General features: G+C 70.8%; 3 protein-coding genes. All 3 read right to left on the bottom strand.

Annotated features, from left to right (window positions below; translation table 11 throughout):
• A partial coding sequence (locus tag E1291_RS39510; RefSeq protein ID WP_131743129.1) for a tetratricopeptide repeat protein occupies window positions 1-1804 on the bottom strand: 1804 nt, incomplete at its 3' end.
• 240 nt (window positions 1805-2044) lie between these two features.
• On the bottom strand, window positions 2045-2815 hold the full coding sequence (locus E1291_RS39505; RefSeq protein ID WP_131743128.1) for a class I SAM-dependent methyltransferase: 771 nt from the start codon (window positions 2813-2815) through the stop codon (window positions 2045-2047).
• 44 nt (window positions 2816-2859) lie between these two features.
• Window positions 2860-3957, bottom strand: coding sequence for a methyltransferase (locus E1291_RS39500; RefSeq protein ID WP_242614666.1), 1098 nt, complete (start codon window positions 3955-3957; stop codon window positions 2860-2862).
• Window positions 3958-4413: the final 456 nt, after the last annotated feature.

The following is a 4413-nucleotide window of genomic DNA, read 5'->3' as shown; positions in this document are numbered from 1 at the left end:
GGCAGTACGAGGCCAGGCGCGCCGTGGAAGGACCGGACTCCAGATGGTGACGCCGTCCGAGCACGGTGAGCGCGGCCGGGTACTGCGACTCCGCCGCCTCCACCGCGAGAACGAAGGCGTCCGAGGCGTCCGCCCAGCGGCCCACCGCGGCGAAGGCGTTGCCGAGGCGGAGCGCGGACCCGGAGCAGAGACCAGGGTTGCTTTCGAGGGTATGGACCTGAAGGGCCTGCTGGAGGAGGACGGCGCGCTCGGCCCAGTACCGATCCGGATCTGTGACGGCGGCGTGTTCGCTCAAGGCCATCTCCAGCATCAGGCGGTTGCGGGCCCAGCCCTCAGGATCGGCGTCCCTGTCGTAGACCTCGGCACTGGAACGCAGGGTGGCGATGTTGCGCTCAAGCCGCCGAATCCCTGCCTCGTCGCCCTTGGCACCACGCTCGTCCTTGGGAGCGCGCTCGTCTTGGGGGGCGCGGTCGGCGGCGGGTTCGGTTTCCGGGAGCGTGGCGTCCTCGTTCTGCAGGACGGTCATCAGCTGCATGGCCCTGGCCCAGCCCGCTGGATCGGCCTCTCGGGTACGGACGGTGAGGACGTCGTCTAGTGCCTCCCGGGCTCGCCTGAGATCGTCCTTGCGATGTCCGTTCGGCGAGCCGTCCTGCGCGCGCTTCAGGTAGATCATGCTCAGGCTCTGCTGGAACATGGCGCGGCGACGCGGATCGTCCGAGCGGTCGCCGCCGAGGGCGGTTGTGAGGTGCTCGACGGCCCGGTCGAGGTTGGCGCCCCGGTCGCCCGCGAGACGGTAGTCGTAGGACGCGGCCAGGCTGTGATGGGTGATCTGCCAGTTCTGCCGGTCCCGCAGGGGGTCGATGTGCCGTAGCGCCTCGGTCAGATGCTCGATGGCCAGCTCGATGTTCTCGGCACGGTCACCGCGCCGCCGGCTGTTATAGGCGACTCCCAGGGCATGGTTGGCGTTCGACCACGCCTCCGGGAACGTCCGGGGATCCGCCACACGGTGCATTCTTTTAAAGCAGTCCAGCGCGAGCTCATTGTTGCCGGCCTCGTCCCCGGCGATCCTGCGGGAATAGGCCATGCCCAGTTTGTAGATCGTTTGGAGCCATTCGCCCGAACCCTCGACGTAGCCGTCCACAGCGGCCTTGTGGCAGGCGATGGCCTCCTCCAGGTTGTCGCGGCGGGAGCCGGTGCGCCGCTCCTCGTAACACAGCCCGAGGAGGGAGACGGCGTCCGCCCGGCACGAGGTCTCGCCCGCCGCGCGATAGCCCTCCACCGCGATCCTCAGATTGGCGATCGCGGCTTCGGTGTCGCCCGCGGGGTCGTCGCCGGCCCGCGCGCGGTAGCGCCGGGCGAGTTCGTAGGCCGCCATGGCGCGGGTCGTCGGCACCGTGGCGAGCCGGAGCGCGCGGCTGTGGCAGGCCATGGACCGCTCGATGTTCTGGGCGCCGTCTCCGGCGATACGGTCCGCGTAGACGGTGCCGAGGGTGTGCAGGGTCGCGGCGAGCTGGGCGTCGTCGTCCAGGCGCTCGTAACCCGAGACGGCCTCCAGCAGCGCCTCCAAGGCCAGTTCCACGTTCTCCCGGCGATCACCGTCCGCGAGGTCGCGCAGGCCACGGCCGTACCTGACCTGGACCGCCGCCAACCCCCGCGGACTGGCCCGGACGAGGGGATGGCGGAGGGCGCGGCGGCACCACAGCACCGTCCTCGCGGGGTCGCCCGCGCTCCGATCGATCTCCGCGATGATGGTCGGTAAATCCTCCTCGCGGCCGGGATCGCCGCCCATCGGCCTTCGCGCCATTCGTCCGCCCTTTCGACTCCGGCTTCGTTCAGAAGGTCACGCACGTGCGCCACTACTGTCCTAGGCCGCCGGGCGCCCTGCCCGTTCTCGTCCCGCTTTGGTCTCACACTGAACCGTCGCGTCCGGGACCCCTCCCCACCGCGGCCGCCTACCGTGAAACGGCGGGCCGCGAGCGTTCGGATAGGGAGACCGTGCGTGAGGCGGACGAGGTCATCACCGACCCGGCCCTAACACGTGACTTCAATCAGCGTCGTTGTCGGGTCGGGCGAGCACGTATTGAAAGGGGTATTGCACGAAGCCGCCGTCGGGCAGGCGGACATCGGAATGGTAGGTCTGGTCTCCGGTCTCGATGACGCGCCAGCCCGCGTCCCGGTACAGGGCCGCCAGGTCGTCGATTTTCTGCACGCGGAGACCGGCTCGGTCGACGTCGGCGACCCGGTCGGGCACGCGCCCGTACAGAGTGCGCAAGATCTGAACGCGGGTCGCCTGACCCGGGTGGCGGACCTCGGTGTCGAAGACGCGGCCACGCCCGCCCGCCAGACGAGCCAGGACGGCCAGGGCGGAGGTCCGCGCGTGAGCGGGAATGGCGTGCAGGACCCCGCGCAGATGCAGGTCGACGTCTCCCAGCCGGTCCGTGATCCGCCGGGCACCGATCTCATCGGACAGGTCGAGCACATCGAACTCGACATTGGGCTCCGACGTGCGCTCCCGGGCGCGGGCGATCGCGCTCGGCGAGACGTCCAAGCCCACCACGCGCTCGAAGAACCGGGCCAGGTGGCGGGTGATTCCGCCGTCCCCGCACCCCATGTCCACCAGGGGCAGCCCGGCGGTCATATGCCGCAGCATGATCGGCAAATAGGGCGCCGTCGTCGTGCCGCGCTCGACGTTCCACGGTGGTGCGCCGAGATCGCCTCGGGCCACCCGGTGCCAGTAGTCCTCCCAGGCCAAGCCGCTGTTGACCGTATCGTCCTCCGATGCGCCCCCGGCCGGTGGATTCTCGTTATCGGTCATCCTGTCCCTTCACTGGGGCGAGGTAGGGCGGTTCACCGGGCCGACTACCCGTGCGGGCGGAGTTCGACCATCCGGAGTTCGTGGGCCGTGTGGACGGCGACCACGCCCAGCGCGGCGGCGTCGGCGAGCCGGGTGAGCTCCGAAAGACTCCGCTCCCGGCCGCCGAACATCACCAGCATGCGCAGATCCATGGACGATTCCGGCCGCTCGTCGTCGGGCACGCGTTCGATCACCATGACCCGGCCCGCCCGTCCGGCCGCCTGTGCGCAGCGGCGCAGGATACGCGCGCAATCCTCGTCGCCCCAGTCGTGCAGGACGTTCGCGAGCACATAGCCCCCGCCCTCCGCGGGCAGCGCGTCGAAGAAGCTGCCCACCACGACCTCGGCACGGCCGGCGACCCCGGCCTCGGCCAGCGCCGCGCGGGCGTCGGCGGCGGGGCCGGGCTGTTCGACGAGCGTGCCCCGCAGCGCCGGGCAGGCGGTCAGCAGCGCGGCCAGGAACCGGCCGTTACCGCCTCCCACGTCGACCACGTGCCGGAGACTCGCCCAGTCGTAGGCGAGCATCAGCGCGGGCAACGAGGCGGCGAGCCAGGAGGCCATGAAGGCGTCGAAGTCCGCCGCGAGGCCCGGATCGTCCTGCATGTCCTCCCAAAGGGTCCGGCCGTAGCGATGGGGGTAGGCGGCCTCTCCGGTGCGCACGCTGTGCAGCAGTTCGACGAAGGACAGCTCCGCTCGTCCCAGCGCGCCGCGAGTGTCCAGCAGGGCCCGCATACTGCGCGGATGTCCCTCGCGCAGGGGTTCGCCCTCCGGGGTGAGCCGGTAGCGCCCGTCGGCGCCGCCGGCGAGAACACCCACGGTGACCAGGTAATCCATCAGACGCTCCAGCGCGCCCGGATCGACGCGGACCCGCTCGGCGACGTCGGCCGCCGTGCTTCCGTCCTCCGCGATCTGGTCGGCGAGCCGCAACGTCGCCGCGACGCGCACGGCCATCGGCGTGGCCAGGTTCGCCCGCCGCCGCAACCAGTCGTCCCCCCGTGCGCCGCCGGCCGGCCCGGGCCCGGAGACCACGGGGTCGGCCATGGTCCGTCCGCTCTGAGCGGGGACGGCGCCCGCGTCCGGCGCCGCTCCTGCCGTCACGTCCATGGTGGCCTCCTCCGGTTCGTCGGCGTCGCCGTCGTCCGCCCACGGAGCCCGAACGCCCGGCGCTCATCGAGCGGGACGACGAGATCGAACCGCCGTTCATCTACCGAGCGACCAGGCACATCGCCAATCGCACACAGTGACGCTAGCACCGCACAATGTGAACACAGGTGGCACCCAAGTAAGATCAATACACCGCCCCCGCCCAGCCCACCCTTCCCCGACCGTGGTGCGGCCGACCCGACCCGGACGGCGACGACCTGGGTCCACGGCCTGGCCGATCGCGCCCTGGGCCCCGATGTCACCGCCGTGACCATGCCACAACTGCGCGCGACCTCTCGTGAGCTAACAAGGAGAACTTCAGGAAGGAGGAATCGCCGTGCCGGTCCGTCCAGCGAAACTGGGAGACACCGCCAGGAAGATACCGCCAGGAAGGCGCGGCCGCCGATTCTCCTTGCC

Source organism: Actinomadura roseirufa, assembly GCF_900659635.1.
Classification (GTDB): Bacteria; Actinomycetota; Actinomycetes; order Streptosporangiales; family Streptosporangiaceae; genus Spirillospora; species Spirillospora roseirufa.
Note: the sequence above shows the minus strand (reverse complement) of the source record. Positions and strands in the feature narration are given on the sequence as shown.

Bases quoted from the DNA above. Each gene is read 5' to 3' on its own strand.
- E1291_RS39505 (WP_131743128.1), bottom strand. From the start codon at position 2,815: ATGACCGATAACGAGAATCCACCGGCCGGGGGCGCATCGGAGGACGAT.
- E1291_RS39500 (WP_242614666.1), bottom strand. From the start codon at position 3,957: ATGGACGTGACGGCAGGAGCGGCGCCGGACGCGGGCGCCGTCCCCGCT.